The 26,294-nt window shown below is 59.6% G+C and carries 21 protein-coding genes and 1 tRNA gene; 11 read left to right on the top strand and 11 right to left on the bottom strand.

Features of this window, described 5'->3' with window-relative positions; genetic code table 11:
- Window positions 1-3: 3 nt before the first annotated feature.
- Window positions 4-1,260: an efflux RND transporter periplasmic adaptor subunit gene (locus L0U79_RS10180; RefSeq protein WP_233842166.1), complete on the bottom strand. Its 1,257-nt coding sequence runs from the start codon at window positions 1,258-1,260 to the stop codon at window positions 4-6.
- A gap of 304 nt (window positions 1,261-1,564) precedes the next feature.
- Window positions 1,565-2,440: a DMT family transporter gene (locus L0U79_RS10185; RefSeq protein WP_233842167.1), complete on the bottom strand. Its 876-nt coding sequence runs from the start codon at window positions 2,438-2,440 to the stop codon at window positions 1,565-1,567.
- A 692-nt stretch (window positions 2,441-3,132) separates the two neighbouring features.
- Here L0U79_RS10185 and L0U79_RS10190 point away from each other — a divergent pair.
- The 4 genes from L0U79_RS10190 to L0U79_RS10205 all read left to right on the top strand — a co-directional run bounded on the left by L0U79_RS10190 (window position 3,133) and on the right by L0U79_RS10205 (window position 7,480).
- On the top strand, window positions 3,133-4,302 hold the full coding sequence (locus tag L0U79_RS10190; protein WP_233842168.1) for an acyl-CoA dehydrogenase family protein: 1,170 nt from the start codon (window positions 3,133-3,135) through the stop codon (window positions 4,300-4,302).
- Between the two features lie 61 nt (window positions 4,303-4,363).
- Window positions 4,364-4,903, top strand: coding sequence for a GNAT family N-acetyltransferase (locus tag L0U79_RS10195; protein ID WP_233842169.1), 540 nt, complete (start codon window positions 4,364-4,366; stop codon window positions 4,901-4,903).
- Between the two features lie 28 nt (window positions 4,904-4,931).
- On the top strand, window positions 4,932-5,189 hold the full coding sequence (locus L0U79_RS10200; protein WP_233842170.1) for a GDCCVxC domain-containing (seleno)protein: 258 nt from the start codon (window positions 4,932-4,934) through the stop codon (window positions 5,187-5,189).
- Between the two features lie 20 nt (window positions 5,190-5,209).
- Window positions 5,210-7,480 (top strand): thiamine pyrophosphate-dependent enzyme, encoded by a 2,271-nt coding sequence (locus tag L0U79_RS10205; RefSeq protein WP_233842171.1) that lies wholly within the window; start codon window positions 5,210-5,212, stop codon window positions 7,478-7,480.
- 53 nt (window positions 7,481-7,533) lie between these two features.
- On the opposite strand, the gene L0U79_RS10210 is transcribed toward L0U79_RS10205, so the two are convergent.
- Complete coding sequence (locus L0U79_RS10210) at window positions 7,534-9,222, bottom strand: diguanylate cyclase (protein WP_233842172.1); 1,689 nt, start codon at window positions 9,220-9,222, stop codon at window positions 7,534-7,536.
- Between the two features lie 346 nt (window positions 9,223-9,568).
- Between L0U79_RS10210 and L0U79_RS10215 the strand changes: the two genes are divergently transcribed.
- On the top strand, window positions 9,569-10,126 hold the full coding sequence (locus L0U79_RS10215) for an NAD(P)H-dependent oxidoreductase (protein ID WP_233842173.1): 558 nt from the start codon (window positions 9,569-9,571) through the stop codon (window positions 10,124-10,126).
- A 1-nt stretch (window position 10,127) separates the two neighbouring features.
- On the opposite strand, the gene ppk1 is transcribed toward L0U79_RS10215, so the two are convergent.
- The gene (ppk1, locus tag L0U79_RS10220) at window positions 10,128-12,263 is read right to left on the bottom strand and encodes a polyphosphate kinase 1 (protein WP_233843885.1); all 2,136 of its coding nucleotides are present in this window, start codon (window positions 12,261-12,263) and stop codon (window positions 10,128-10,130) included.
- A gap of 148 nt (window positions 12,264-12,411) precedes the next feature.
- Entirely contained in the window at window positions 12,412-13,197 is a 786-nt protein-coding gene (locus tag L0U79_RS10225) for a helix-turn-helix transcriptional regulator (RefSeq protein WP_233842174.1), read from the bottom strand.
- A gap of 123 nt (window positions 13,198-13,320) precedes the next feature.
- On the opposite strand from L0U79_RS10225, the gene L0U79_RS10230 reads away from it, so the two are divergent.
- Entirely contained in the window at window positions 13,321-14,532 is a 1,212-nt protein-coding gene (locus L0U79_RS10230; protein ID WP_233842175.1) for an MFS transporter, read from the top strand.
- A gap of 46 nt (window positions 14,533-14,578) precedes the next feature.
- Here the strand turns inward: L0U79_RS10230 and L0U79_RS10235 are convergent, their stop codons facing one another.
- Window positions 14,579-17,290 carry a pitrilysin family protein gene (locus tag L0U79_RS10235; protein ID WP_233842176.1) on the bottom strand — a complete coding sequence of 904 codons (2,712 nt, stop codon included), beginning with the start codon at window positions 17,288-17,290 and terminating at the stop codon, window positions 14,579-14,581.
- Between the two features lie 150 nt (window positions 17,291-17,440).
- On the opposite strand from L0U79_RS10235, the gene L0U79_RS10240 reads away from it, so the two are divergent.
- The 3 genes from L0U79_RS10240 (at window position 17,441) to murJ (ending at window position 19,947) form a co-directional block, all read left to right on the top strand.
- Window positions 17,441-17,764, top strand: coding sequence for a YbjQ family protein (locus L0U79_RS10240; RefSeq protein ID WP_192678064.1), 324 nt, complete (start codon window positions 17,441-17,443; stop codon window positions 17,762-17,764).
- A gap of 8 nt (window positions 17,765-17,772) precedes the next feature.
- A complete protein-coding gene (locus L0U79_RS10245) occupies window positions 17,773-18,081 on the top strand; it encodes a hypothetical protein (protein WP_233842177.1) in 309 nt (102 codons plus the stop codon).
- Window positions 18,082-18,366: 285 nt separating this feature from the next.
- A complete protein-coding gene (gene murJ / locus L0U79_RS10250) occupies window positions 18,367-19,947 on the top strand; it encodes a murein biosynthesis integral membrane protein MurJ (protein WP_233842178.1) in 1,581 nt (526 codons plus the stop codon).
- A gap of 7 nt (window positions 19,948-19,954) precedes the next feature.
- Here the strand turns inward: murJ and murB are convergent, their stop codons facing one another.
- The 5 genes from murB to L0U79_RS10275 all read right to left on the bottom strand — a co-directional run bounded on the left by murB (window position 19,955) and on the right by L0U79_RS10275 (window position 25,196).
- Window positions 19,955-20,983 (bottom strand): UDP-N-acetylmuramate dehydrogenase, encoded by a 1,029-nt coding sequence (gene murB, locus L0U79_RS10255; RefSeq protein WP_233843886.1) that lies wholly within the window; start codon window positions 20,981-20,983, stop codon window positions 19,955-19,957.
- Between the two features lie 10 nt (window positions 20,984-20,993).
- On the bottom strand, window positions 20,994-22,031 hold the full coding sequence (locus L0U79_RS10260) for a quinone-dependent dihydroorotate dehydrogenase (protein ID WP_233842179.1): 1,038 nt from the start codon (window positions 22,029-22,031) through the stop codon (window positions 20,994-20,996).
- Complete coding sequence (locus L0U79_RS10265) at window positions 22,031-22,798, bottom strand: class I SAM-dependent methyltransferase (RefSeq protein WP_233842180.1); 768 nt, start codon at window positions 22,796-22,798, stop codon at window positions 22,031-22,033. Before L0U79_RS10265 ends, L0U79_RS10260 begins: the two co-directional genes overlap by 1 nt.
- A gap of 5 nt (window positions 22,799-22,803) precedes the next feature.
- Entirely contained in the window at window positions 22,804-23,580 is a 777-nt protein-coding gene (locus tag L0U79_RS10270; RefSeq protein WP_233842181.1) for an SDR family oxidoreductase, read from the bottom strand.
- Window positions 23,581-23,660: 80 nt separating this feature from the next.
- A complete protein-coding gene (locus L0U79_RS10275; RefSeq protein ID WP_233842182.1) occupies window positions 23,661-25,196 on the bottom strand; it encodes an aldehyde dehydrogenase family protein in 1,536 nt (511 codons plus the stop codon).
- A gap of 142 nt (window positions 25,197-25,338) precedes the next feature.
- Here L0U79_RS10275 and L0U79_RS10280 point away from each other — a divergent pair.
- Both L0U79_RS10280 and L0U79_RS10285 read left to right on the top strand, forming a co-directional pair.
- Window positions 25,339-25,415: transfer RNA gene (locus tag L0U79_RS10280), tRNA-Arg, on the top strand.
- A gap of 447 nt (window positions 25,416-25,862) precedes the next feature.
- Window positions 25,863-26,201: a hypothetical protein gene (locus L0U79_RS10285; RefSeq protein WP_233842183.1), complete on the top strand. Its 339-nt coding sequence runs from the start codon at window positions 25,863-25,865 to the stop codon at window positions 26,199-26,201.
- The last annotated feature ends 93 nt before the right edge of the window (window positions 26,202-26,294 follow it).

Here is a 26,294-nt window from a genome sequence, read left to right on the forward strand (position 1 = left end):
CGATCAGGACGCGGACGCCGCAGCGCCGGCGCCGTGCTTGCGTCGTCCGCTCGCGGGCGACGTTTGCGTCGACGATGATGCGGGCGTGGCTGCACTGCCGGCTTGGGCCGGTCCGGCCTTGGCGATGCGGATCTTCGCGCCGTCGCTCAGGCGATCCGTGCCATCCGTGACCACACGTTGCCCGGCGGAGAGACCGGAAAGGATCGCGGTGAATTGGCCGTCGCTGGGACCAGGTGTGATCTTTTGTACGGACACCGAGTCGTCCGCGTTGACCAGAAATACGTAATTGCCCGGCGCGCCGGTTTGCACCGCGGGCGTAGGCACCAGCACGGTGTTGCTGAGCGTGTCGACGAGCATTTTGACGTTGACGAATTCGTTCGGATAAAGCGCTTCGTCGTCGTTGGGAATGGTGGCGCGCAGCGAGACGGTGCCGGTGCTGGTCGCCATCTGATTGTTAATCGCATACAACGAACCGGTCGCGATTTGCTTCGTGTTGTCGCTGCTATAAATCGTCACCGGCAGTTTCGCACCGGTGTGGTAGCGATCGAGCACTTTGCTAAGCGTGTTCTGCGGCACGGTGAATTGCACCGTGGTGGGTTTCATCGTGGTGATGACGACGATACCGGTCGTGCTCGAAGGCGTGACGTAGTTGCCTGGATCGACCAAACGCAAACCCACACGTCCATCGACGGGCGCCGTAATGCGGCAATAGGTGAGATCGAGTTCGAATTGCGCGATGTTGGCTTTGTCCGCCTTCACCGCCGCTTCGTCTTGCTCGACGGTGAATTTCTGATCGATGTAGGTTTGTTCGGCGATCGATTTCTGTTCGTGCAATTGCGTGTAACGAGCGAGGTCGGCGCGCGCGAGATCGAGGTTGGCCTGATCTTTGGCGAGCTGCGCTTCGGCCTGCTGCTTGCTGATTTCGTATTGGCGCGGATCGATCTGCGCGAGGAACTGGCCCTTCTTGACGTCCTGGCCTTCCTGATAACCCACTTCAGTGAGGTAGCCGCTCAATTGTGGCAGCACTGTGACTGTCGCGACGGGTGTAACGGTGCCCAGTTCGCTCAACTCTTCCGGCATGTTGCCGTTGGTTGCGACGGCGACGCTGACGATCTGCGGAGGCGCGACGTTTTTTTCTTGTTTGCGATTGAATAGATGGAAAACAACCAGCGCAACGACCACGACGGCGGTCGCAATCGCGATCCACCTGCCACGCTTCCTGCCAGAAGTTCCGGCTGCTCGCGGGGTATCCGCACTCATAACCATCTCCAAATACCCGCCCCTGAGTTTACAAGAGCGCTTTCAGTTGTCGAAACGTGAGCCGCCTGGGGTGTTGGCAGCGAGGCGGCCGTCAGCTCGACGGTCGGAACATTCTTAAACGGCTTGCCGTTCACAAGGTTGACATGCCGGTTGAACAAACCCCAGCACACTCAGTGAATTAACCCGTTAATACAAAATGCCTTTCGGGCCTTTTTATTCAATTCGATAGTGTGTTAGGGACGTCTGGACGTCCGCGATCGCGAACGATTTTCACTAAATGTACGCACGACGCCTTAGACGCGCCTTAGACAATTTTCTGACGCCGCCACCACGGTGTGACTTTCTCTTCGCGCACCAAGGTGAACAGGCCCGCGCCCAGAATCATCACGATGCCGATCAGCATCGGCCAGTCGAGCGTGTCGCCGAACAGCCAGTAGCCGAAACCGATGGCCCATAGCATTTGGCTGTATTGCGTGGGCGCCACGCGGTTGGCCGGGGCGATCAAGGTGGCGTACATCAGCAGTACGCCCGCTAGCGCGGCGAGAAGTCCGTAGCCGGCGAGCAAGCCCCACTCGTGGAGATTGGGCCAGCGGAAGTGCGGAATCATCATCAGCCCGCCGATAATCAACGGACCCAATACGCCGGCGCCGTAAAGACTGGTGCGTTTTTCATGCGGACCGGCCATGCGCAACGCAACCACCGACGCCGCAGCGAACAAGCCGCACACCAAGGCCGCGATATCGCCCACGCCCAGCGCGCGAAAACCCGGGCGCAACACGACCAGCACGCCCGCAAAGCCGACGACCACCGCCGACCAGCGGCGCCAGCCGACGTGCTCTTTCAAAAAAATCACCGAGAGAATCGTCACGAAGATCGGCATCAGAAAAATCATCGTGAATACTTCGGCCATCGGCAGCAACGTGAAGGCTGTGACCGAAGCGATATTGCCGAACGCGCCCGCTGCCGCACGCAGCCACCACAGCGAAGGCCGTTGCGCCGTCACCGCGTCGCGCCAGCGATCGCCTTTGCGCATGATGAAGGGAAGGGCGAACAGCCCGAACACCGCGCCGAAAAACACCGATTCGTAAGGCGGCACCGAACCGTACAACGACTTCACGAATGCGTCGCTGATCGCGTAGGCCGCGAAGCTGGCGAAGCCGAGAAGGATGCCTTTGATCATGCGGATTCCGACGAACAGGTGGGAGTGATTCTCGGTGCGCCATCCAACTGGTACGGAATGGCGTTTTACCGCGTACGTTGGGTTAGGAGACTCTTACAAAGCATACCGGCGAAAGGGCGGATGACAAGACGAAATCTCGTTGAGTAAAAGCGTTATGACAATCGTTCGAAACGACGCGTTGCATGGCGATGATCTACCGGAGGATTGGGCAAACGAACGAACGCAAGCGACATTTAGACGATGCGAAATTCTGCGCGTCGCGCGATGCATTCGTATGCATGGCTGGATGTGCGTCGATCATGTGCAAAGACATCCAACGTGCGTACTCATCGCCGCTTCGGCAAAAACGATTCCAGCATGGATGTCGATCGGTGCGTCCGCGATGGATAACGTCGGTCGCATACCGCTGCGGTTCGGATCGATGGAAAGGCGCGACGTATCTTCAGAAATAACGACGCGAGAAATCCGATCGCCCTATGGGTGGGCACAGCGATTCAGTCTCGGCGCCATGTGCCTCCTGCAGATGGGTCGGAACGTCGGCGGAACCCCATACGCCGGCAAAAGTAGTGTGTTTTGGCGAACCTGAATGACCCAAAGCTAGCGCTAACCTGACGGCTGCTGCACCCCCACATGACCGGCTAGAGCCCGCCCAGCTAGAATGTAGGGCTTCCCCGACCCAAACCGGAGCCCCTATGGCAGCCCGACTGAACCCCCTCGACCTGTATGACGTCCGTTCCATGCTCACCGACGAAGAGCGCATGGTGCAGGACACGGTGGGGCGTTTCGTCGACGAAAAGGTGCTGCCGATCATTGGCGATTGCTTCGACAAGGGGCGCTTTCCTGACGAACTGATCCCGGAAATCGCCAACCTCGGCCTGTTGGGCGCCACCATTCCCGAAAAATACGGTTGCGCCGGCATGAACGGCGTCAGCTACGGCCTGATCTGCCAGGAGCTTGAGCGCGGCGATTCCGGCCTGCGCAGCTTCGCGTCCGTGCAGAGCTCGCTGTGCATGTATCCCATTTACGCGTACGGCAACGAAGAGCAGAAGATGCATTACCTGCCCAAGATGGCGGCGGGCGAAATCATCGGCTGTTTCGGCCTGACCGAACCGCACGGCGGTTCCGATCCGGCCAATATGAAGACCAACGCCAAGAAAGACGGCGGCGACTGGGTCATCAACGGCGCCAAGATGTGGATCACCAACGGCAACCTCGCGCATATCGCCATTGTGTGGGCGCAGACCGACGACGGCATCCAGGGTTTTATCGTTCCTACCGACACCAAGGGTTTTACCGCGCAGGAAGTGCACAAGAAGATGAGCCTGCGCGCGTCGGTGACGTCCGCGCTGTTCTTCGACAATGTGCGCGTGCCGGATGCGAACCGCTTACCGAACGTGAAAGGCCTGAAAGGTCCGCTCGGCTGCCTGACGCAAGCGCGTTATGGCATCACCTGGGGCCCGATCGGCGCCGCGCAGGCATGCCTGCAGGAAGTGCTCGATTACACGCAGGAGCGCGTGCTGTTCAATCGCCCGCTCGCGGCGAACCAGGCCATTCAATTGAAGATGGCCGACATGGCGCGCCGCATTACCTTGGCGCAGCTGTTGTCGCTGCAGCTCGGCCGTTTGAAAGACGCGGGCAAGATGGAGCCCACGCAGGTGTCGCTGGCGAAATGGAACAACGTGCGCATGGCCATCGATATCGCGCGCGAATGCCGCGACATTCTCGGCGGCGCCGGCATTACCGTCGAACATTCCGCGATTCGCCACGCGTTGAATCTGGAATCCGTGATCACCTACGAAGGCACGGAGACCGTGCATCAGTTGGTGGTGGGCCGCGAGCTGACGGGCATCAACGCGTTCTGATCGAGTGCACGCGCGCTCCTTCTTTGTCGAAGGAGCGCAGCGCGATAACCGAGGCTCTCACGTGTCGATCAACGATATTCGCATCGAAACCGAACGCCTGATTCTGCGTCCGCCGGCCGCCGATGACTTCGGCGCTTACGCGGCGAACATGGCCGATCACGAAGCCGCGCGATTTATCGGCGGCCAGCAGACGCGCCCGGTCGCGTGGCGCGGATTTCTGTCGCTTTCGGGCGCTTGGCTGATCCAGGGTTTTTCGATGTTTTCGGTCATCGAGAAAGCCACCGGCCGCTGGATCGGTCGTCTCGGTCCCTGGCATCCCGAAGGATGGCCCGGCACCGAAGTGGGCTGGGCGCTGTCGCGCGAAGCATGGGGCAAAGGTTACGCCTACGAAGGCACCGTCGCTGCAATCGATTGGGCGTTCGAGCACCTCGCATGGAACGACATCATTCATTCCATCAATACCGACAACCTGCCGTCGAAAGCCCTAGCTAAACGACTGGGATCGACGTTTCTGCGCCACTCCCCGTTACCTGAGCCTTATCAGGATGTAACGGTCGAAATTTGGGGGCAGACGCGGGAACAGTGGTTGCAACGCAAATGAAGTCGCTCGGCCAGGAATGCAGCGCGCCATGAGCGACGTGATTTTGCAGTCGGTGATCACATGTCCTCATTGCGGGTTCTCCCGCGAGGAAACCATGCCGGTCGACGCCTGCCTGTTTTTCTACGACTGCACGCATTGCAACGCGCTGCTTCGCCCCAAGTCCGGCGATTGCTGCGTGTTTTGTTCGTACGGCTCGGTCAAGTGTCCACCGATCCAACAGCATTCCAGCGACGCGACGCATCAAGACGGCGAAAGCGCGTCCCCGTGTTGCGGTCGTCATCATTAAGCATTGGAACAAGGTACGTCATGTCTTCCACACCTATCGCTGCTCGTCACAAAGGCTTCAATCGCGCCGAGATCGTCGATCAGAATTTCAAGGAATTCGTGCAGCACTGGCAGGGCGACGTGCACGCTAAGCCGCGTGATCACGAGCCGGTGTTGCCGGGTAGTGCGCTCGATGCCCAAGGGTTTCGCGAGTTGTTCGAATCGCAATTGATCTCGCGTCATCTCGATCTGATGGCGCGCGTATTACGCGTGCAGAACAAGGTGTTCTACACCATCGGCAGTTCCGGTCACGAAGGCAATGCGATGGTGGCGCGCCTCACGCGTCACACCGATCCGGCGTTTCTGCATTACCGTTCTGGCGGTTTTATGGCCGAGCGTTTCCGCAAGTTGCCTGGCATGGATCCGGTGATGGATTCGGCGTTGTCGTTTGCGGCAAGCAAGGAAGATCCCGCGTCCGGCGGTCGTCACAAAGTGTGGGGCAGCAAGCCGTTATGGGTGTTGCCGCAAACCTCCACCATCGCCTCGCACTTGCCGAAGGCGTTCGGTACGGCGGTCGCCATCGAGCAGGCGCGCCGAATCGGGCACGAGTTGCCGATTCCCAACGATTCCATCTCCATTTGTTCGTTCGGCGATGCATCCAGCAACCATGCGACGGCGCAAACGGCTTTCAACGCCGCGGCGTGGACGGCGTATCAGAAGCTGCCGGCGCCGGTGTTGTTCGTGTGCGAAGACAACGGCATCGGTATTTCGGTGAAAACCCCCAGCGGCTGGGTTGCGAACAATTTTCAGCATCGCCCGGATCTCGATTATTTCTTTGCAGACGGCCTGAATCTCGCGACGGGCTACGAGCAAGTGCAGCGTGCTGTCGATCATTGCCGCGAAACGCGTCGTCCCACGTTCCTGCATTTGAAGACCACTCGCATCATGGGGCACGCTGGCACCGATTTCGAAATCGAATGGCGCAGCATCGACGAACTGGTTTCGATCGAAGCCTCCGATCCGTTGCTGCGTTCCGCCGCCATTGCGTTGTCGTCGGGCTTGTATACCAAGGACGAGCTCATCGCGTTGAACGAAACGACGCGCAAGCGCTGCTTCGAAGCGGCGGAAGACGCCGATCGTCGGCCCAGGTTGCAAAGCCTGGACGAAGTCATGGCGCCGCTTGCGCCGTATACGCCGGAGAAAGTGAAGGCAGAAGCGGAACGCAACGATTATCACGACCGACGCGTTGCGGTGTTCGGTAGCGAAGAGAAGCTGCCCGAGAAACAACCGCCGCGCCATTTGGCCATCCAAATCAATCAAGCCTTGCATGACGTGATGGCGAAGTATTCCGAATCGCTGCTGTTCGGCGAGGACGTTGCGCAGAAGGGCGGCGTCTACACGGTCACCAAGGGTTTGCATAAGGTGTTCAAGGGCAATCGTGTGTTCAACACGTTGCTCGACGAAACGGTCATCTTGGGTCTTGCCCAAGGCTATGCCAATGTGGGCATGTTGCCGATTCCGGAAATTCAGTATCTGGCGTATTTCCACAACGCCTGCGATCAGATTCGCGGCGAAGCGTCTTCGCTGCAATTCTTCTCCAACGGCCAATATCGCAATCCGCTGGTGATGCGCGTGGCGTCGCTGGGTTATCAGCGTGGCTTTGGTGGCCATTTCCACAACGACAATTCGATTGCCGCGTTGCGCGATATTCCCGGTCTCGTCGTTGGCTGCCCCAGCCGCGGCGACGACGCGGCCACCATGTTGCGCACGATGATGGCGCTGGCCAAAGTCGACGGTCGCGTGTGCGCCTATTTGGAACCGATCGCGCTGTATATGGCGAAAGACCTCTACGAAGCCGGCGATGGTCAGTGGCAGTTCTCCTATCCGGCGCCCGACGAAGCGATGCCGCTGGGCGAAGGCCGCGTCTATCACGACGCCGCCGACGATCTGGTCATCTTCACCTTCGGCAACGGCGTGCCGATGGCGTTGCGTTCGGCACGTACGATCGAGAAGGAGCAGGGCTGGAAAGTCCGCGTGGTCGATCTGCGTTGGTTGGCGCCGCTCAACGATGGGTTCATTGGGGCACAGGCCAAGAACGCCAAACGCATTATCGTGCTCGATGAAGGTCGCAAGAGCGCGGGCGTGGGCGAGGGCGTGATCACCGCCATCGCGGAAGCCGGTTTTGGCAGTACGCCGATGGAACGCGTGGTGGGCGCCGATACCTTTACGCCACTGGCCGGCGCTGCGTTCCTGGTGCTGCCCGACGATGCGGCGGTGATTGCGGCGGCGAAAAAGTTGTCGCAGCGCAAGTAATACGTCGTAGCGATTCGACGCGCGCCTGCTCGGATCGAGCGGACGCGCGTCGGCTACTTGTCTGGGTTGTGTTTGTGATGCCCATTGCGCTGCAATGCGCAGAGTATTTCCGCGCGACGTTCGTAAGCATGCACGTGATTGCGCCCATGCAACTTCACGTAATACATCGCCTGATCGGCACGTTCGATCAGGCTTTCCAGGGTATCGCCCATGCTGCGCATCGCCAGGCCGATGCTCACGCTAAGCAACAGTTCCGCCCGGTCGACCGGAATCTCCAGGCGATGCACGCGCCGGCATAGTCGCGTAGCCACTTGCATGGCGTGTTCCTGATTGACGTCGTGCAGCATGGCGACAAATTCTTCGCCGCCGTATCGGCCGAGCAAATCGGTTGGGCGCAATTCGTTGGTCAATACATCGGCCACGGCCACCAGCGCACGGTCGCCAGCGGAGTGCCCTTGCAAGTCGTTGAGCACTTTGAAGTGATCGAGATCCAAAAACAGCAGGGCGATGGGGCGACCAGTGTTCGCCGTATCGCTCAACAGCCGATTGGCCGCTTCGGTCCATGCGCGTCGATTGAAGGTGTTGGTTAGCGCATCGCGATCGGCGAGCACGCGGACGCTGTCGCGGTCGTGGCGCATCGTAAGCGCGCGATCGGCGAGGCCCAGCGACAATACAACGGCTTCAAACGCGCCAGTGGCGATGCTCGCGTCGTTGAGCCAGTCCAAGCTCGGTAGCGCACCGGTGGCTTGCGCGCTGGTCATGGCCGTCAGCACCAGCAACGGCGTCCATCCCACTAGAAAGAACCATGCTTGACGCGAGCCTCGGACGCCGGCAACGAGCGCAACCAGCAGCAGCAACAGTGCGCCGAGTATCAATACCGGATTAATCAACGTCTGCGCCATCACCACCAGCTCGTGCACGCCGGTACAGCGCAACAGCACAATCAGCGGCATGGCGAAGCCTAGCGCCACGATCGGAACGCGCAACGCGGGCGCGTAGCGTTGAATATCGCAAAAGCGATTGACGAACAGCGCCGCGAACGACACCGACAATGCCACCGCGGAACTGCCGAACAGCACTTCGGAACCGGCGAGCCACGTCATGCCCAGCGGTTGGAACAGGTAGCCGGTTTGAATGCCTTGCACAATGACGTAGCAAAGCATGTAGCCCGTGTACCAGGCGAAGGTCACGTCGCGCAGCATGATAGCGAAACAGAACGCCATCAGCGCCATCGCCACCATGATCGCGAAGCAGGCGGTCGCAAACGTCAGCCAATTGGAATCGGCCTGAAGAAACGCATCCATGCTTTGCAAGGTGAAACGTTCGGGCGCGGCGAGGCTGTTGCTCGGCTCGAACTTCAGCAGAATCGGATCGGCGCGATCGCCGTTGACAGGAACGTGAAACGCCAAGCTGCCATGGCCATGCAGCGAAGCGTCTTGGTCATTGACCGCATACGAACGAGGAGGGGCGTCTTCACTATAAAGGGTGACCGAGCCCAGCGGTGCGGGGTAAATCGACAGCACCGGGTCTTCGATTCGACCGTTCGGCAGCGGCTGCAATACGACCCAGCTCCCTCGATCGTCGCGTGGAAACCGTTGCAGCATCGAAGGCACGAACGCTCTAAGGTCGCCCTGCCGGAACGCGGCGATGACTGACGCGGGTGTGTCCCCCTGTGTCACCTCGCGCCAGGCCCCACGTAGCGGCAGATCGGTGCCGGCCAGGACCAGGGAAAACCAAAGCAAACAAATCGCCGGCAGGGCGGCCAAGAACCACCGGAAAAAACGGCTTCCTTTGACTTGAAACTCCCCTGTCACCCCAGCCCCCAAGCTTCTGAAGTGGTCTCGCCAATCCGTCTGCAAAATGCCGAACTAAGCCCTGGTCGCCTCCGCGTCAGACCCGTCGATGTTCGGTTTTCCGACCACGGTAACGCCAATATGGACATCCTGTCGCGTAGTAAAACGTCAGTTACCTGTCATGAAGCAGGAGGCGTGCCAGCGGGCGGGTGCATGCCTGGTTTATTTCACATCGACTTACGTGCTGTAAGTGCATCTTTTTCTGCACGAAACGCCCCATTTGAAGGAGTCGCGCATGTCTGCAATCAAAGTAGCCGTCTTGGTCGGCAGCTTGCGCAAGGAATCCTTCAATCGCAAATTGGCCAATGCGGTAGAGCGGCTTGCACCGCCTGAGCTGTCGTTCGAGCACGTGCGCATCGACAACCTGCCGCTCTACGACCAGGATTTCGATAGCGACTATCCGCCGGTCTGCAAGCAGCTGAAGGAGCACATCAAGTCGGCTGACGCCGTGTTGTTCGTAACGCCCGAATACAATCGTTCGATTCCCGGCGTGCTCAAGAACGCGATTGACATCGCCTCACGCCCTTACGGCACGAATGCGTTCGCAGGCAAACCTGGCGCCATGATCGGCGTGTCGGTGGGCGCCACCGGCACCGCGCTGGCGCAACAACATCTACGCAATGTGTTGGCCTATTTGGATGTGGCCGTGATGGGACAGCCCGAAGTCTTTATCAAATATTCGGACGGGCTGATCGATAACGACGGCAATATCGGTGTCGAAAGCACTAAAAAATTCTTGGAAGGTTTCGTCGACCGCTACGTCGCTTGGATTCACCGGCAGTTAGGCCACTGACTTACGGCGCTGGCGGAGCGCCGACGCCGCAGTACTTCTCCAGCAATTGCTGCTGCACATCGTGCGGCGCCTCGCCTTCGGCAGGATGAAGGCGTGAGTACGTGGCGTCGGTATGTAATTGCCATGCGGTGGTGTTGTCGGTCATATACAGATCCAGCTCCTTGCGGATCCGCTGGCGCAGCTTGCGATCTTCGATCGGAAAACCGGTCTCGACGCGGCGATCCAGATTGCGTTCCATCAAATCGGCGCTCGCCAAGTACATATGTTCGTCGCCGTCGTTGTTGAACCAGTACACGCGGCTATGTTCCAGAAAGCGCCCGACGATCGAACGCACGCGGATATTTTGCGACACACCGGGAATGCCCGGGCGCAAGCAGCACATGCCGCGCACGAGCAAATCCACTTTCACGCCGGCGATGCTGGCTTTGTACAGCGCGCGGATCATTTTCGCGTCGGTCAGCGCATTGATCTTGAAGATCAGGTGCGCAGGTTTGCCGGCTTCGGCAAGCGCGGTTTCGCGCGCAATCATGTCGAGCAGCGATTTTTTCAGCGTGAACGGCGCATGCAGCAGCTTTTTCATCTTCAAAAGCTTACCCATGCCGGTGAGCTGACTGAAGAGTTTATGCACGTCTTCGCATAGCGCGGCGTCGGACGTGAGCAAGCTGTAATCGGTATACAGACGCGCGTTGCCGCTGTGGTAATTGCCGGTGCCAAGATGCGCATAGCGCTGAAGCTTCTGGCCTTCGCGGCGCTGGATCAGCATCATTTTTGCGTGCGTCTTCACGTCGACCACGCCGTAGATCACCACGGCGCCGGCCTGTTGCAAACGCGTCGCCAGGCTAAGGTTGGATTCCTCGTCGAAGCGCGCACGCAGTTCCACCACGGCGATCACTTCTTTGCCGGCGCGAGCCGCTTCGACCAGCGCGTCCACGATTTCGGAGTTGGCGCCGGTGCGATAGAGCGTCTGCTCGATGGTGAGTACGGCTGGGTCCTTAGCCGCCTGACGCACCAGATCCACCACGGGCGCGAACGATTCATAAGGATGCAGCAGCAACACGTCTTGCTTGTTGATGACTTGAAAGAGGTCTTCCGCCTTTTTCAGCGATTTGGGAATAGCCGGCACAAACGGCGGATATTGCAGTTGCGGATTTTCCATCCGGCTGACGATGCCGAACATGCGCGTGAGGTTGACCGGGCCGTTGACTTCATACAGCTCCGCTTCGGTCAAGCCGAACTGCTTGAGCAGGTAATCGGTGAGTTTTTTCGGGCAGTTGTCCGCCACTTCCAGGCGCACCGCGTCGCCGAAACGACGCGACGACAGCTCGCCGCGCAGCGCGCGCGCGAGGTCGTCCATTTCTTCCGGATCGATGGTCAGGTCGGCGTTGCGTGTCAGGCGGAATTGATAGCAGCCGCGAACTTCCATGCCCGGGAACAATTCATCCGCGTGCGCATGAATGATCGAGGAAAGCAGCACGTAATTTTCGCCGCCGTCGCAGATATCGTCGGGCAGACGCATGATGCGCGGAAGCACGCGCGGCGCAGGCAAAATGGCCAGACCCGAATCGCGGCCGAAGGCGTCCACGCCTTCCAGCTCGACGATAAAGTTCAGGCTTTTGTTGACCAGCAACGGAAACGGATGCGTGGGGTCCAATCCGATGGGCGTCATCATCGGCGCCACTTCCTGGCGGAAGTAGCGTTGCACCCAGCGCTTCTGTGCGGCGGACCAGGTTTCGCGGCGCACGATGCGAATGCCGTGCTGATCCAGTTCCGGCAACAGGCGTTCGTTGAGGATCGCGTATTGGCGCGCGATCTGGCGGTGCGCGATTTCGCTGATTTCCGCCAACGCTTGTTTAGGCGGAATGCCGTCTGGCCCCACGATTTCATGACCGAACGCGAGCTGGCTCTTGAGGCCTGCCGCACGGATCTCGAAAAATTCGTCCATGTTGCTGGAGAAGATCAGCAGAAACTTCAACCGCTCCATCAGCGGCGTGCGCTCGTCGAGCGCTTGTTCCAGTACGCGATTGTTGAATTGCAGTTGCGACAACTCGCGGTGAATGTAATGCGCCTTGTCGGTGAGATCGACGGCGGGTGTGGGGGCTGCCTCTACGGTCGGCGCGACGGCGCTCGCGGCGGACATGGTGTCTTGATCGTTAAGTCTGCTCATCGATCCATCAATCCGGTGACTATCGTTGTGCGAACCCGCGAGGATGCGGGAGTGCCACGGTGTTGACATGGTGCGGTAACGCGTTGACATAGATATGACATCGGCCGCGTGAGGCCATTAGTCACGATACATCCTCGGCGGCCAAATAGTGGCTGGGTGGAGCGCCCAGCGTACGCCGAAACGCAGCGGTAAAGGCGCTAGTGCTGCCGTAACCCAGTTCCATGGCGACCCGCGTCACGGATTGCCCGTGTCCCAGCCGTGCCAACGCAGCCAGCAAGCACGCTTGTTGGCGCCAATGGCTGAAACTCATGCCGGTTTGCTCGCGAAACAAACGCGTAAAGCTGCGACGGCTCATATCGGCCTTGTGGGCCATCGTATCGATATCCACGTCCACCGAGGGTGATTTCATCAATGCTTGGCACAGGCGCGCCAAACGCGGATCTTGCGGTAACGGTGTGCTGAGGGGCAGGGACGGCATGCGCGCAATTTCTTCCACCAGCAATCGCATCAGGTAATCGTCGCGATCGCCGAGCGTGTATTCGGCAGGGAGATCCACCGCTTCCGACAACAATGCATGCAGCAACGGCGACACGCTGATCACCGTGCAACGCGCCGGCAAATTCGCCTTTGCCGCCGCATCGGGAAGCACGTACGCGCTGCGCGTACTGGTGGGGCCGCCCATATGCACCAAATGCGCGACGCCGGTAGGAATCCACAACGCGCGGCGCGGCGGCACCACCCAACTTCCTTCGGCGGTTGTCACCGTCAGCACGCCGGTGATGGCGTAAAGGCATTGGCCGCGTTTGTGCGTATGGCTGGGTAGGATCGTTCCAGAGGGATAATCGCTGCCGGTGGCCACGACATCGCGCGGCGTGTCTTCGTAGGCGATGACTCGGGTATTTCGCATGAACCTTAAGTTTGGCCCGAATTCGACAGAAGTTGACCCGTTAGTGCATGCAGGCCGCCCGTCGCTACTTTAAGGTGCAACGCGTCATCACGCAATTTCGCTGCCCCAACCCCCAAAGAGACTATGCAGAACTCCGCCGAATCGGTTTCCCTGCCTTCGACCGCGCCACGCACGGATTACACCATCCTCGGCGCGATCAGTTTTTCGCATTTGCTCAACGACATGATTCAGTCGTTGATTCTTGCGATCTATCCCATCTTGAAGAGCGGTTTTCATTTGAGCTTCGGGCAGGTGGGTTTGATTACGCTTACCTATCAAGTTACCGCATCGTTGCTGCAGCCTTTGGTTGGCATGGTGACGGATCGCAAGCCGATGCCTTACTCGTTGCCGGTCGGCATGAGCTTTACGCTTTGCGGATTGCTGTTGCTTGCAACGGCGCCGACCTTTTCGGTGTTGTTGATTGCGGCCGCGCTGGTGGGCACAGGTTCTTCGGTGTTCCATCCCGAATCCTCGCGTGTGGCGCGTTTGGCATCAGGTGGGCAGCATGGATTGGCGCAATCGCTGTTCCAGGTAGGTGGCAATACAGGTTCGTCGCTTGGTCCGTTGCTCGCAGCGTGGATCATCGTGCCGCACGGTCGCGGCAGCGTTGCGTGGTTTTCGCTGGCGGCGCTGCTTGCCATCGTGGTGTTGCTGCAGGTGGGGCGTTGGTACGGTTTGCATCACGTCAGCCGCAGCGCAGCGGTGCGGCATGTTGCCGGCGAATCGCTGAGCCGCTCCAAAGTCTTTATGTGTTTGCTGATTCTTGGGCTGCTGATTTTTTCCAAATATTTTTATCTGGCGAGCATCAGCAGCTATTTCACGTTTTACCTGATGCACACCTTTAGCGTGTCGGTGCAGGCGGCGCAGGTGTATCTGTTTGTATTCCTGTTTGCCGTGGCAGCCGGCTCGCTGATTGGCGGTCCTGTAGGCGACCGGATCGGGCGCAAATGGGTGATCTGGGTGTCGATCCTTGGCGTCGCGCCGTTTACCTTGGCGTTGCCGCACGCGAATCTGTTTTGGACGGGCGTGCTGTCGGTGGTGATCGGCTTGATTCTGTCGTCGGCGTTTTCGGCGATTCTGGTTTACGCGCAGGAATTGATTCCGGGGCGTGTGGGCATGATTTCCGGTTTGTTCTTCGGCTTCGCCTTCGGCATGGGCGGTATCGGCGCGGCCGTGCTCGGGCACGTGGCCGATGTGCACGGCATCGATTATGTGTATTCGCTGTGCGCGTACTTGCCGTTGATCGGCGTGCTGGCTGTGTTCCTGCCGAATCTGGATAAACCGCGGCGCGCGTGAAGCTTTCGCCCTCTCCCCACATGGAGAGGGCGATATAAAGCGGAGATCAATGTTTCTCAGGCTTCGGCCCTTGCACCACCTGCATCAGGTTGGCGGGCTTCAGGTATTTCTTGAAAGCCGCTTGCACCTGCGTCGGCGTCAAGGTCAGGTAGTGCTTGGCGGCGACCATCGGCTGATCGAGCGGTTCGTCGTGCCATGCCCATTCCAGCAACGAACGCGCGATGCTGCTGATGCTGGAAACGCTCACGGGGATAGAGCGGATTTCGTACTGACGCGCGTTGTCCAGCTCGCTCTGCTTGATCGGCGTGGTCTGCATATCGATCAGGTTTTGGCGAACCAGCGCATCGACCGGCGCCACCTTGTCCGGATCGCTGCCGTACTGCACGAAGAAGATCGAGCGCGAGCGATCGAAGTGAATGCCGGAACCCGCGCCGTAGGCAAAGCCGTGCTTCACGCGGATATCGGTCATCAGCCGCGAGGCGAATCCGTTTCCGCCTAGCACGTTGTTACCCAGTTGCAGCGCGAAACGATCGGGGTTGTGCATATTGAGTTCGAGCATCTGGCCCATCAGCACCTGGTCTTGCGATGCGTACGGATTCTCCACCACCACATAGCCCGCCGGATTCGTGCCCACCGGTTTGGAAATCACGTCGGGCTTCGGGCCCTGCGCTTTCCACTGGCCGAAGTACCGTTGCACCGTCGTCTTGGCTTGTTCGGGCGTAACGTTGCCGACGATGACGATGGTGGTGAGATCGGGGCGATAGGTTTTCGCGAAGTAATCCTTGACGTTCTGCAAGGTCACGGATGCGACGGATTTCGGCGTTGCAAACCGCAAATCGGGATCGCCGGCGGGCAACAAGCCCATGCGCAGCGCTTTCATCATCTTGTATTGCGGCGACTGCATTTCGCCGGCGAGCGCACGCGCCAGCGTTTCCTGCTGCACCACGAAACCTTGTTGCGGCAGCGCTGGATGAAGTTCGTTGTCGGCCAGCAATTGCGTGGCGCGGTCGAATTGATCGCTGAGCGCCGCCACGCCGAAATCGGTGCCGCCGGATTCGGTGGCGGAAATATCGTCGAGCGCCTTATGGAACGCATCGCGATCCAACGTGGCGGAGCCGTAGTCAAACAGTGCGCCGAGCAGACGCGCGGCGCCTTCCTGTCCAGCGGGCTCCTGCAGCTTCGGATTGTTGTCGATATGGCCCATCACGGTGACCGTCTTGCTGATGGTCTCCGGTTGCACGATCAGACGAATGCCGTTGTCGAGTTTCATTTCCACGGGCGACAACGTCCACTTCGGCATGTCCAGCTTGCTCAGTTTTTCCGACGCCCAGGCAGGCAGCGGCGCATCGAGCTTGTCGTTGCCGGCAAACGATTCGGAGCCGCCGAAGCCGGCGCTGTCCGGCGGACGTTTGCCGTTGTTGTCGGGCGTAAGCACCACCGTTACGCGCTCGCTGGGCTTCAGGTATTGGCGCGCGATGCGGTTTACGTCGTCGACAGTGACGGTGCGGAATTGATCTTCGGCTTCTTCCGGCGAGCTCAATCCCATCCAGGCGATGGATTGCGACCACGCGCTGGCGAGCGTGACCGCGCTGTTCTTGTTGAATTCGGCTTGTGAAATTTCCGAGCGAATGGAGGCGTCGACCAGATCTTTGGGGACGCCGTTTTTCAGCACATCGTCGATAACACCCTGAAGATCCGCTTCGGCTTTTTTCGCATCGCCGTCTTTGGGGAATCCCACTTGGATCATACCGATGCCGCCATAACTGAACGGCTGCAGCTGCGCGCTCGTATCGAGCACTTTGCCTTCAACGGCCAGCGCGGAGAGCGAGCTGCGCGCGTTGCTAAGTACGTCGAGCAGCACCTGCGCGGCAGCGTTGTCTTTATCCATCATGCCGGGCATGCGAAAGAGAAATTGCACCGAGCCCGTGCCGCGTGGCGTGGTCGAGGCGATCGATTGCGGCTTCATCGGCTGCAACGTAAGCGGCGCATGCGCCGGCAGCGTACGCTTAGGAATGGCGCCGAACAGCTCTTGCACCTTCGCCAAGGTCTGCTGCGGATTCACATCGCCCACAATCACCAGCAACGCGTTGTTGGGCGCGTACCAGTTCTTGTAGAACGATTGCAGATCGGTCGACGTGGTTTTGCCAAACGAGGACCGCGTGCCGAGCGGGTCTTCGGCATAACCGGTGCCGGCGTAAAGCATGCCTTCGGCTTTCTGGAAGGCGAGATACTCCGGTTCGGAAATATCGCGCGAGACTTCCTGCTCGATCGCGCCGCGCTCGCGTTCCCAATCCGTTTGCGTGAGCAACGCGCCTTCCATGCGCTCCGATTCGATATGCAGCAGGATATCCAGATAATTCGACGGCGCAACGAAGTAATACTGTGTGGCGTCGTTGGTGGTGAAGGCGTTGTTGTCCGCGCCCATCTTGCCGGTCATTTCGTTGAGCTGTGCGCCGGTCATGCCCTTGCTGTCGCGGAACATCATATGTTCCAGCGCATGTGCAGTACCGGGAAATCCGTCGGGTGTCTGATAGCCGCCGGCAAGATAGGTGATTTGCGTGGTGACCATCGGCGAGAGCGTTTCCCGAACGATGACGACGCGCAGGCCGTTGTCGAGCGTGGTTCGCAAAACATTGCTGTCGTTGGCGACCGCCTTGGACGCCGCGGGGGTATCGGCGCGGGCAGGACTGCCGGCAGTCATCAACCCCAGGCCTAGCAACACGCTCCAGGCCAATGTTTTGAACGGGCTCGACGTCATGGTGGGGTTCCTCGGTTCGGACAGCGATAGACCGACCGATGGTGCCATAGCGCCGCGATTTCGCCTAAGTGCCAGAGGTGGCACGAGCGCGGCCCGTAAAGACGGGGTATCGTGCCTTAACGCAAGGTTCCCTCGAAAAGGAGTGAGGCTATGTTGGTGGTGACGACCGAGAACGTTCCGGGCCATCAGGTGGTCCAGGTGAAGGGGCAGGTGTTCGGCGTGGTCGTGCGCAGCCGCGGTATCGGCGGCAACGTGATGGCCGGTCTGCGCTCGCTGGTGGGCGGCGAGATCCACGAATACACCCAAATGCTGGAAGAGGCGCGCAGGCACGCATTGGATCGATTGGTGTCGAACGCCAAGGCGATGGGCGCGAACGCGGTCGTGATGATGCGCTTCGATTCGGCCGAAATCGGCCAGACCATGAGCGAAATCGTCGCCTACGGCACCGCCGTGGTGCTCGATCCGCCGACCTGACGAACGCCATGTTGTCGATCGTTCTCTACGTATTGGGCGGGATCATGCTGGTTGGGGCGGCGATTGCCGCGCTGACCGGCATTATGGTGATGCTGTTGCCGCAATTGATTTTCGGCGGGCTGCTGCTGGTGGTCGGGTTGGCGATTGAGCGTTGGCGCTATAAGCCGTTGTTGCGGACTCGACCGGACCCGCAGTGGAAGGACACGGGTGAACGTTTCGTCGATCCTGGGAGTGGGGAACTTACGGCGGTCTACTTCGATCCGCAGCGCGGCGAGCGCCACTACATCGTGGTCGAAGATCAGGCGCCATCGCACTGAATCCGAATCAGCCCTCCGTTTGAGGTAAGGCCAGGGCGAGTAGCCAATCTTGCGGCATGGGCAAATGATTACCTCACCGTCATTCCGGCGAAGGCCGGAATCCAGTACGAATATGTTGTGCGTAGCACTCAACTCAATGATTAAGTGTGCTTCGCACGGGTTATTCAAACTGGATTCCGGCCTTCGCCGGAATGACGGTGAGGTAATAGGGGCCATAACAGCGCAAACGGGAGAACCACGCCTGCAGATGTTACGCTTGTCGCTTTTCCAACAACCCAAATTGCTATGACGAAAGACGCGGGCCGTGGACACGCTCTGCTGGTCGGGGCAGGCATCCTTTGCAGCCGCCTGTTTGGCTTGGTGCGGCAGCGCGTTTTTTCGCATTATTTCGGACTCTCCGACGCGGCGGATATTTTCAGCGCGGCATTGCGCGTTCCCAATTTTCTGCAAAATCTGTTCGGGGAAGGCGTGCTTTCCGCATCCTTTATTCCGGTTTATGCGCGACTGTTGGCGCAGCATAAGCAGGAGGATGCGGATCGTCTCGCGGGTGCGATCTTCGCCATTCTGGCGGTGATCATTTCCATCATCGTCGCCCTGGGTGTGCTGACGGCGCCTTATCTCATTTGGCTAATCGCACCGGGCTACACCGGCGAAAAACGCGAACTCACCATTTTGATCGTGCGGATTCTTTTTCCAGGTACCGGCATTCTGGTGTGGTCGGCGTGGTGTTTGGGCATTCTCAACAGTCACCACAAATTTTTCCTTTCGTATGCGGCGCCCGTGATCTGGAATCTTTCCATGATCGTGACGTTGCTGGCGTTCCGCCATTTGGATGTGAATCGCCTTATCGTGTACCTGGCATGGGGCACGGTGCTGGGTTGCGTGCTGCAGTTTTTGGTGCAGCTGGGTCCGGTGTTGAAACTGGTTCCGGGCCTGCGCTTGCGGCTGGATCTGCGCAATCTGCACGTCAAACAGGTGGGTGGGAGTTTTCTTGGCGTCGCGGTCGGGCGCGGTGTCGTGCAGATCAGCGCATTTGTGGATCAGGCCATTTCCACCTTGTTAGGTAGCGGCGCAATTGCGGGCATGACCACCGCATCGTCGATCAATTTGCTGCCGGTGAGTTTGTTCGGCATGGCGGTTTCCGCATCGGAATTGCCGACGCTTTCTCGCATGGCGGGTGATCATGTCGATGACGAAGTCGCGGCAAAGCTGTCCACGCGACTGAACAACGGATTGGAGCGCATCGCGTTTTTTATCGTGCCTTCCGCGATGGCGTTTTTTGCGTTGGGGAATGTGATCGTTGCGGCGCTTTATCAATCTGGCGCATTCACCAGCAAGGATTCGCATTACGTGTGGGCGATTCTCGCCGGCTCCGGCGTGGGGTTGCTTGCGTCCACCTTTGGGCGGCTCTATTCGTCTACTTATTACGCCATGCGCGATACGCGTACGCCGCTGCGATTTGCGATGGTACGGCTTGCGTTCACGGCTGTGTTGGGATTGGCTAGCGCGTTGCTCGGTCCGAAATTGCTGGGCATTCCAATGCAGTGGGGAGCGGTCGGACTGACTGCTTCGGCGGGTGTGGCCGGTTGGATCGAGTTCCATCTGCTGCGCAGGAAGATGAACAAGAGACTCGGCGCGACGGGCGTCACCGCATCGATGATGGTCAAGCTGTGGAGCGCGGCCATCGTGGCGGCCCTCGCGGCGTGTGCGGTCGAGCGTTATATGCCCGAACAGCGGCCGATTATCACTGCGTTTTTCGTGCTATCGACCTACGGCGTTGCGTATTTCGTGGTGACGTTTCTGCTGCGCGTTGCCGTATGCAGGGAAGTCATCAGCAAGGTAATGCGGCGCGCGGGCATCGGGTAAAAACGGCTCAGGTCATCCCGATGACCATCGGCTCCGGTTCCAATCGCACACCGAATCGCGATTGCACGCCATCGATCACCTGTTGTGCGAATCGCCAAAGCTCCTGCCCACTGGCTTTGCCGTGATTGACCAGCACCAGCGCGTGCCGATTGGAGATGCCAGCGTCGCCGTCGCGCGCGCCTTTGAACCCGGCGGATTCGATCAGCCACGCGGCGGAGAGTTTCCAGCGGCCGTCTTTGCCAGGCCACGCGACGAGTTCTGGATGATCGTGTTTCAACGCCTCGCCTTGCGCGGCGTCGACGATGGGGTTTTTGAAAAAGCTGCCCGCATTGCCGATTACGGCAGGATCGGGAAGTTTGCGCGTGCGCAGGTGCACGACCGCTTCGGCAACGTGAAACGGAGCGGGTTTGTCCACGCCCATGCGCTCCAATTCTTCGCGAATGCCGGCGTAGTCCAGGCGCAATGCGTGTTGGCGAGGCAGGGCGAATCGCACGGCCGTCACGATGAAACGATCAGGCTCATGCTTGAAGATCGAGTCGCGGTAGGCGAATGCGCAGGCACGTCGATCCAGCGTGACCACACGGCGCTCGATGCGGTCCCACGCTTCGACGCTCTCGATAAATTCGGCCACTTCCGTGCCGTAGGCGCCGATGTTTTGAATCGGTGCGGCGCCGACGGTGCCGGGGATAAGGATCAGGTTTTCCAAACCTGCAAGGCCTTGGCCCAGCGTCCAGCGCACGAAATCGTCCCAGCGTTCGCCGGCGGCGACGGCGATATGCGCGATATCGCCGTCTTGCTCCATATGCACGCCGCGCGTTTCCATCGCCAGTACGGTGCCGTCGATATCGACCGTCAACAGAATGTTGCTACCTTCGCCGAGCACCAGCATGCGACTGCTACGAATAGCGGGGAAATCCAGCAACTCCGGCAGTTTTGCGGCATCGCGAATTTCCGCGAGCAGCTTCACCTTCACCGGGACGCGCAAGGTGTTGCGCGAGACCAGCGGCGCGTTTTCAATCAAGGTGTAGCCGCCCATATCGATGCGTTCAACGGCCATCGCGGGCTTCCTGCTGGCGGCGGATTTCGTTCACGCATTCGGCGATCAGTTGCGGGCCGCGATAGATAAGCCCGGAATAGATCTGCACCAGTTTCGCGCCGGCATCGATTTTTTCCGCGGCATCGGTGCCGTCGATAATGCCGCCCACGCCGATAATGCCGATGCGATCACCAAGTCGCTCGCGCATGCCGCGCACCACCGACGTGGCGCGCGCGCGCAAAGGCGTGCCGGAAAGACCGCCGGTTTCGTTGCCGTGTGGATCGCTGGCGACGGCAGAGTGGTCGATGGTGGTGTTGGTGCAGATCACGCCATCCACGCCGGCAGCGAGCAGTACTTCGGCAACGCTATCCAGTTCGGCGTCGGTGAGGTCGGGGGCGATCTTCAGCAACATCGGTTTGCGCTTGCCTTGCTGCGCGCCGAGTCGTTCCTGTGCTTCGCGCAAGGTCTCAATAAATCGGCGCAGCGTGGCTTCTTCTTGAAGGTCGCGCAAACCTTTGGTGTTCGGCGAGGAAATATTGACGGTGATATAGCTCGCATGCGCATACACGCGTTCCAGGCAAAACAAATAATCGTCGACCGCCTTGTCGTTGGGCGTATCTTTGTTTTTGCCGATATTGATGCCCAGCACGCCGCCATAGTTGGATGCCTGCACGTTGCGCACCAGTGCATCGACGCCGTCGTTATTGAAGCCCATGCGATTGATGATCGCTTCGTGACGCGGCAGGCGGAACAGGCGAGGGCGGTCGTTGCCGACTTGTGGTCGCGGCGTCACGGTGCCTACTTCGATAAAGCCGAAGCCTAGCGCGCCCAGTGCATCGAGATGCGCTGCGTTCTTATCCAAGCCAGCCGCAAGGCCTACGGGATTGGGGAAGTGCAGGCCGAACGCGTCGACAGGCATCTCGTCAGTCGTTGATGCGACAAACCGCGCCAATTCGCTGCGATGCGCGACATCCAGGCCATAAAGCGTCAGGCCGTGCGCCGTTTCGGCGTCAAGCTTGAAGAGCAAAGGGCGAAGCCAGTGATACATCAAAGCACCTCACCGACGTAAACGCGGGTGTCGTAGTCAAAGCTTATCTGGTCATTCACCGCACAGGTATCGAATAGCTTGCGCAGCGCGTCGATCATGGGTTCATGGTTGGGATGCCCGGCTTGCGGTGCGTAGGAAGATGACATCAAGCGACCGCGCAGCGCATCGAAATCGAGCAGTTGGCGGTGATCGAAGCTGGCCGTGCCTCGCCAGCCTTGGCCGAACCATTCGCGCATTTGCGGCTCGTCGGCGTAACGCTCGGCGACGCTGGTGTAGTCGGTGCCATAGGTTTTCAGCAAGGCCTCATAGCCCTCCAGAAACGGTGTGCCGACCAGACGGCGCGAGTTCCAATAGATGGCGGCCAATCCACCCGGGCGAAGAATGCGATGGAATTCGCGACGCGTGCTTTCGGGATCGAACCAATGAAAAGCTTGCGCAACTGAAACGAGTGCGACGCTGCCATCGTCCAGCGTGGTGGCGTCCGCACGACCGTCGACCGCACTGAATGTCCGATAGCTCGACAACCATTCGACAGCGGCGCCGCGCATCGCTGCATTCGGTTCCACGGCGACAACCGTGTGGCCGGCATCGAGAAACAATTTGCTGGAGATGCCCGTGCCGGCGCCGACGTCGGCGATGCGCCAATCCGTGGTGACACCCTGCGCCTTGTGCAGCCAATCGAGCAAGGCGGCGGGATAGGTCGGGCGATAGCGTACGTAGTCGGCGACGCGATCGCTAAAACGTTCGGTGCTGCGAAGTGTGTTCATCGTCGTCATCCGTTCAATTGCTGGCCGCCATCGACGCACAGCGTTTGGCCTGTGATCCAACTGGCCCAGGGCGAAGCGAGAAACAGCGCCGCGTGCGCCACTTCTTCCGGCGTGCCATAACGGCCAAACGGAATGCGCGCTTGTACGGCGGCGTAGCGCGTCGGATCGTCGCGCTTACAGCGATCCCACAAGCCGCCTTCGAATTCGATAGAACCCGGCGCAATCGCGTTGACGCGAATGCGTTGCGCGGCAAGAGACAGCGCTTGCGAGGTGGTGTAGTGACAAAGCGCCGCTTTCATCGCGCCATACGCGGGCGTGGTGGGGCGCGGGTTCAATCCTGCGATGGAGCTGGTGTGCAGAATGCTGGCGTGCGGCGAAGCGGATAAGTGCGGCAGCGCTGCACGCGATGCGCGTACGGCGGCCATCAGGTCTACCTGAAAGTCGGTCAACCATCCTTCGTCGGTATCGCCAAAGCCGTAGCCGGTGGCGTTGTTGATCAACACATCGATGCCGCCCATCGATTGAGCGGCATCCGCGATATACGCATCGATAGCAGCCGCTTCGCTCAAATCGCATGAGCGATAGTGCGTGAGCACCCCATGGGCTTCGATGGCGCGAGCCGTTTCCTTCAATGCATCAATACCGCGCGCGCATACCGATACGGCCGCGCCCGACGCGGCAAAGGCAAGCGCCATGCTGCGGCCGATGCCTTTGCTGCCGCCGGCGACGACAACGCGATAACCGCGAAAATCGAATGGAGAGAGAGATGTCCGTGACGTCACGTCGCGATCCTTCGTTGCGAAGGTGCTCCCTCCCCGGCGACCCGGGAGGGATACCTCTCAGAGTTGTGTTGCAGGCGGTGTTACAGATCGAACTTGATGCCCTGCGCCAGCGGCAACGAATCCGAATAATTGATGGTGTTGGTCTGGCGACGCATGTAGACCTTCCATGCATCCGAACCGGATTCGCGACCGCCGCCGGTTTCCTTCTCGCCACCGAACGCGCCGCCGATCTCGGCGCCGGAAGTGCCGATATTGACGTTGGCGATACCGCAATCCGAACCGGCTGCCGACAAATACTGTTCGGCCGCTTTCAGATTCTGCGTGAAGATGGACGACGACAGGCCTTGCGGCACGCTGTTCTGCAGTTCGATCGCATCATCGATCGTCTTGAACGGCATGACGTAAAGAATCGGCGCGAAGGTTTCGGTTTGCACGACCTCGTCGCTGTTCTTCAAGCCAGTGACGATGGCAGGCAGTACGAAGTTGCCTTTGCGATCCGTCAACGCCGTGCCGCCGGTGCGCACCGTGCCGCCGCTGGCTTTAGCTTTTTCGATGGCGGCGAGATATGCACCCACGGCTTCCTTGCTGTTGAGCGGTCCCATCAGCGTGGTGGCGAGCGTAGGATCGCCGATCTTGCCTTCCACCTGCTTGTACGCGGCGACCAGCTTGTCGGTGACGTCGCCGATGATGGATTCGTGCACGAACAAACGGCGCGTGGTGGTGCAACGCTGACCGGCGGTGCCCACGGCGCCAAACACGATGGCGGGAATGGCGAGCTTAAGATCCGCGCTTTCGTCCACGATGATGGCGTTGTTGCCGCCCAGTTCCAGCAGCGAACGACCCATGCGTTTGGCGACGCGTTCACCGACGTGGCGACCCACCTTGGTGGAACCGGTGAAGCTGATCAGCGGAATGCGATGGTCGTCGACGAAGGCTTGCGAGAGTTCCGTGCCCGCGTCGTTGAAAAGGAAGAACAGATTCGGGAAGCCGCCGGCTTTCAGCGCTTCGTTGCAGATCTTCATCGTCGCGATGGCTGACAGCGGTGTTTTCGGCGACGGCTTCCAAATGCAGATATCGCCGCAGATCGCCGCGAGCATCGCGTTCCATGCCCACACGGCTACCGGGAAGTTGAACGCGCTGATGATGCCGACCAGGCCGAGCGGCTGATACTGCTCGTACATGCGATGGCCGGGACGTTCCGAGTGCATGGTGTAGCCGTAGAGCATGCGGCTCTGGCCCACGGCGAAGTCGGCGATGTCGATCATTTCTTGCACTTCACCGTCGCCCTCGGGCTTGATCTTGCCCATTTCGAGCGCGACCAGCGAACCCAGCGCGTCTTTATGTTTGCGCAGCGCTTCGCCGCACAGACGCACGGCTTCGCCGCGCTGCGGCGCCGGCGTCTTGCGCCAAACTTTGAACGCCTCCTGGGCACGCTTGACGATGATGTCGTAGTCGGCGGCGCTCGACGCGTGAACCGTACCGATCACCTCGTGGGTAGCCGGATTGATCGGTTGCAGCGTGCCGGCGTTCGTCGTCTTGGACCATTCACCGTTGCCGAGATACGTACCCGACTGCTCGCCGGTAAGGCCGAGCGCCTTGAGGATTTCGTGGGACATGCGTACTCCTGAGACGTGGCGTCTAGGCGCCTTGGATGGGGAAACGCCTATTCTATCAGGCCTGCCTACGGGCCCGTTTTGGGCGGATCGCTCTCGTCACCGATTCCATGCCAAAATTGCGGCACATCAGGCACTTCGCTTAGCCCCCGTAGCTCAGTTGGATAGAGCGTCCCCCTCCTAAGGGGAAGGTCGTACGTTCGAATCGTATCGGGGGCACCATTTTTCTCGCTGGCCGATTCCCGCCGCGGCATCCGTTTCGATAAGCGCCGACCGCGCGATATTCGTGTCGAGTCGCTGCGCGTTTTTGACGTTGCGATAGAGCTGCATGTAAACCATGACAATGCGATGGCGCATTGCACAAATGATATGCGCTTGGAACGCGATGTCGGCTGCGCGTCAGGCGGATGAAAGGCAGCGATGCGTCAAGCTATGCGCCAGCTGAATCGATCCGGTGGAACAACAGTTCGATGTCAACGCGCTACAGCACCGCTCGTTTATGGCCACAGCGAGGGTGAGGGGCACACGATGGAGCAGGATGCTAGAGGAGACACCATCGGCATGTTCAAAAACAGATGACCCCACTCGACGCGTTCATACCGCCTTGCTTGGAAACGGCAGCGCGGTACGTTTTCTAAAACGTCCGCTAATAAACCCAAGGAACTTGCCATGAATGCAAAGTCGAAGCTTGTTGTTGTCGGTCTGGTCATCGGTGCAGCGATGGCGTCCGGCGCCGCGATGGCGCAAACCGATGTCCCCAACCATCCGCGCGTCAACGAAGTCAACAACCGTTTGGAAAACCAGCAGGACCGTATCGACAACGGCCTGAAGAACGGCACCATGACGCAGAAGCAGGCCGCCCGCGACGAAACGCACGATGCCAACATCGCCCGTCGCGAATCGGTGGACGAGGCCAAGCACGATGGTCATCTGACCAAGAAAGAACAGCGCAACCTCAATCGCTCCGAAAACAAAAACAGCCGTCACATCTATAAGCAGAAGCACTGATCCCGAGCAGTTAGCGCGTCGCAAAAAGCCTCCCGTCGTCGCACGGGAGGTTTTTTTATGGGGCAGGGTCAATCGACGATTTTCATAGGCGCG

Origin of the sequence: Dyella sp. 2HG41-7 (assembly GCF_021390675.1) — a bacterium.
Lineage (GTDB): Bacteria > Pseudomonadota > Gammaproteobacteria > Xanthomonadales > Rhodanobacteraceae > Dyella_B.

Bases quoted from the DNA above. Each gene is read 5' to 3' on its own strand.
- L0U79_RS10180 (WP_233842166.1), bottom strand. From the start codon at position 1,260: ATGAGTGCGGATACCCCGCGAGCAGCCGGAACTTCTGGCAGGAAGCGT.
- L0U79_RS10185 (WP_233842167.1), bottom strand. From the start codon at position 2,440: ATGATCAAAGGCATCCTTCTCGGCTTCGCCAGCTTCGCGGCCTACGCG.
- L0U79_RS10190 (WP_233842168.1), top strand. From the start codon at position 3,133: ATGGCAGCCCGACTGAACCCCCTCGACCTGTATGACGTCCGTTCCATG.
- L0U79_RS10200 (WP_233842170.1), top strand. From the start codon at position 4,932: ATGAGCGACGTGATTTTGCAGTCGGTGATCACATGTCCTCATTGCGGG.
- L0U79_RS10205 (WP_233842171.1), top strand. From the start codon at position 5,210: ATGTCTTCCACACCTATCGCTGCTCGTCACAAAGGCTTCAATCGCGCC.
- L0U79_RS10215 (WP_233842173.1), top strand. From the start codon at position 9,569: ATGTCTGCAATCAAAGTAGCCGTCTTGGTCGGCAGCTTGCGCAAGGAA.
- ppk1 (WP_233843885.1), bottom strand. From the start codon at position 12,263: ATGTCCGCCGCGAGCGCCGTCGCGCCGACCGTAGAGGCAGCCCCCACA.
- L0U79_RS10225 (WP_233842174.1), bottom strand. From the start codon at position 13,197: ATGCGAAATACCCGAGTCATCGCCTACGAAGACACGCCGCGCGATGTC.
- L0U79_RS10230 (WP_233842175.1), top strand. From the start codon at position 13,321: ATGCAGAACTCCGCCGAATCGGTTTCCCTGCCTTCGACCGCGCCACGC.
- L0U79_RS10235 (WP_233842176.1), bottom strand. From the start codon at position 17,290: ATGACGTCGAGCCCGTTCAAAACATTGGCCTGGAGCGTGTTGCTAGGC.
- L0U79_RS10240 (WP_192678064.1), top strand. From the start codon at position 17,441: ATGTTGGTGGTGACGACCGAGAACGTTCCGGGCCATCAGGTGGTCCAG.
- L0U79_RS10245 (WP_233842177.1), top strand. From the start codon at position 17,773: ATGTTGTCGATCGTTCTCTACGTATTGGGCGGGATCATGCTGGTTGGG.
- murJ (WP_233842178.1), top strand. From the start codon at position 18,367: ATGACGAAAGACGCGGGCCGTGGACACGCTCTGCTGGTCGGGGCAGGC.
- murB (WP_233843886.1), bottom strand. From the start codon at position 20,983: ATGGGCGGCTACACCTTGATTGAAAACGCGCCGCTGGTCTCGCGCAAC.
- L0U79_RS10260 (WP_233842179.1), bottom strand. From the start codon at position 22,031: ATGTATCACTGGCTTCGCCCTTTGCTCTTCAAGCTTGACGCCGAAACG.
- L0U79_RS10265 (WP_233842180.1), bottom strand. From the start codon at position 22,798: ATGAACACACTTCGCAGCACCGAACGTTTTAGCGATCGCGTCGCCGAC.
- L0U79_RS10275 (WP_233842182.1), bottom strand. From the start codon at position 25,196: ATGTCCCACGAAATCCTCAAGGCGCTCGGCCTTACCGGCGAGCAGTCG.
- L0U79_RS10285 (WP_233842183.1), top strand. From the start codon at position 25,863: ATGAATGCAAAGTCGAAGCTTGTTGTTGTCGGTCTGGTCATCGGTGCA.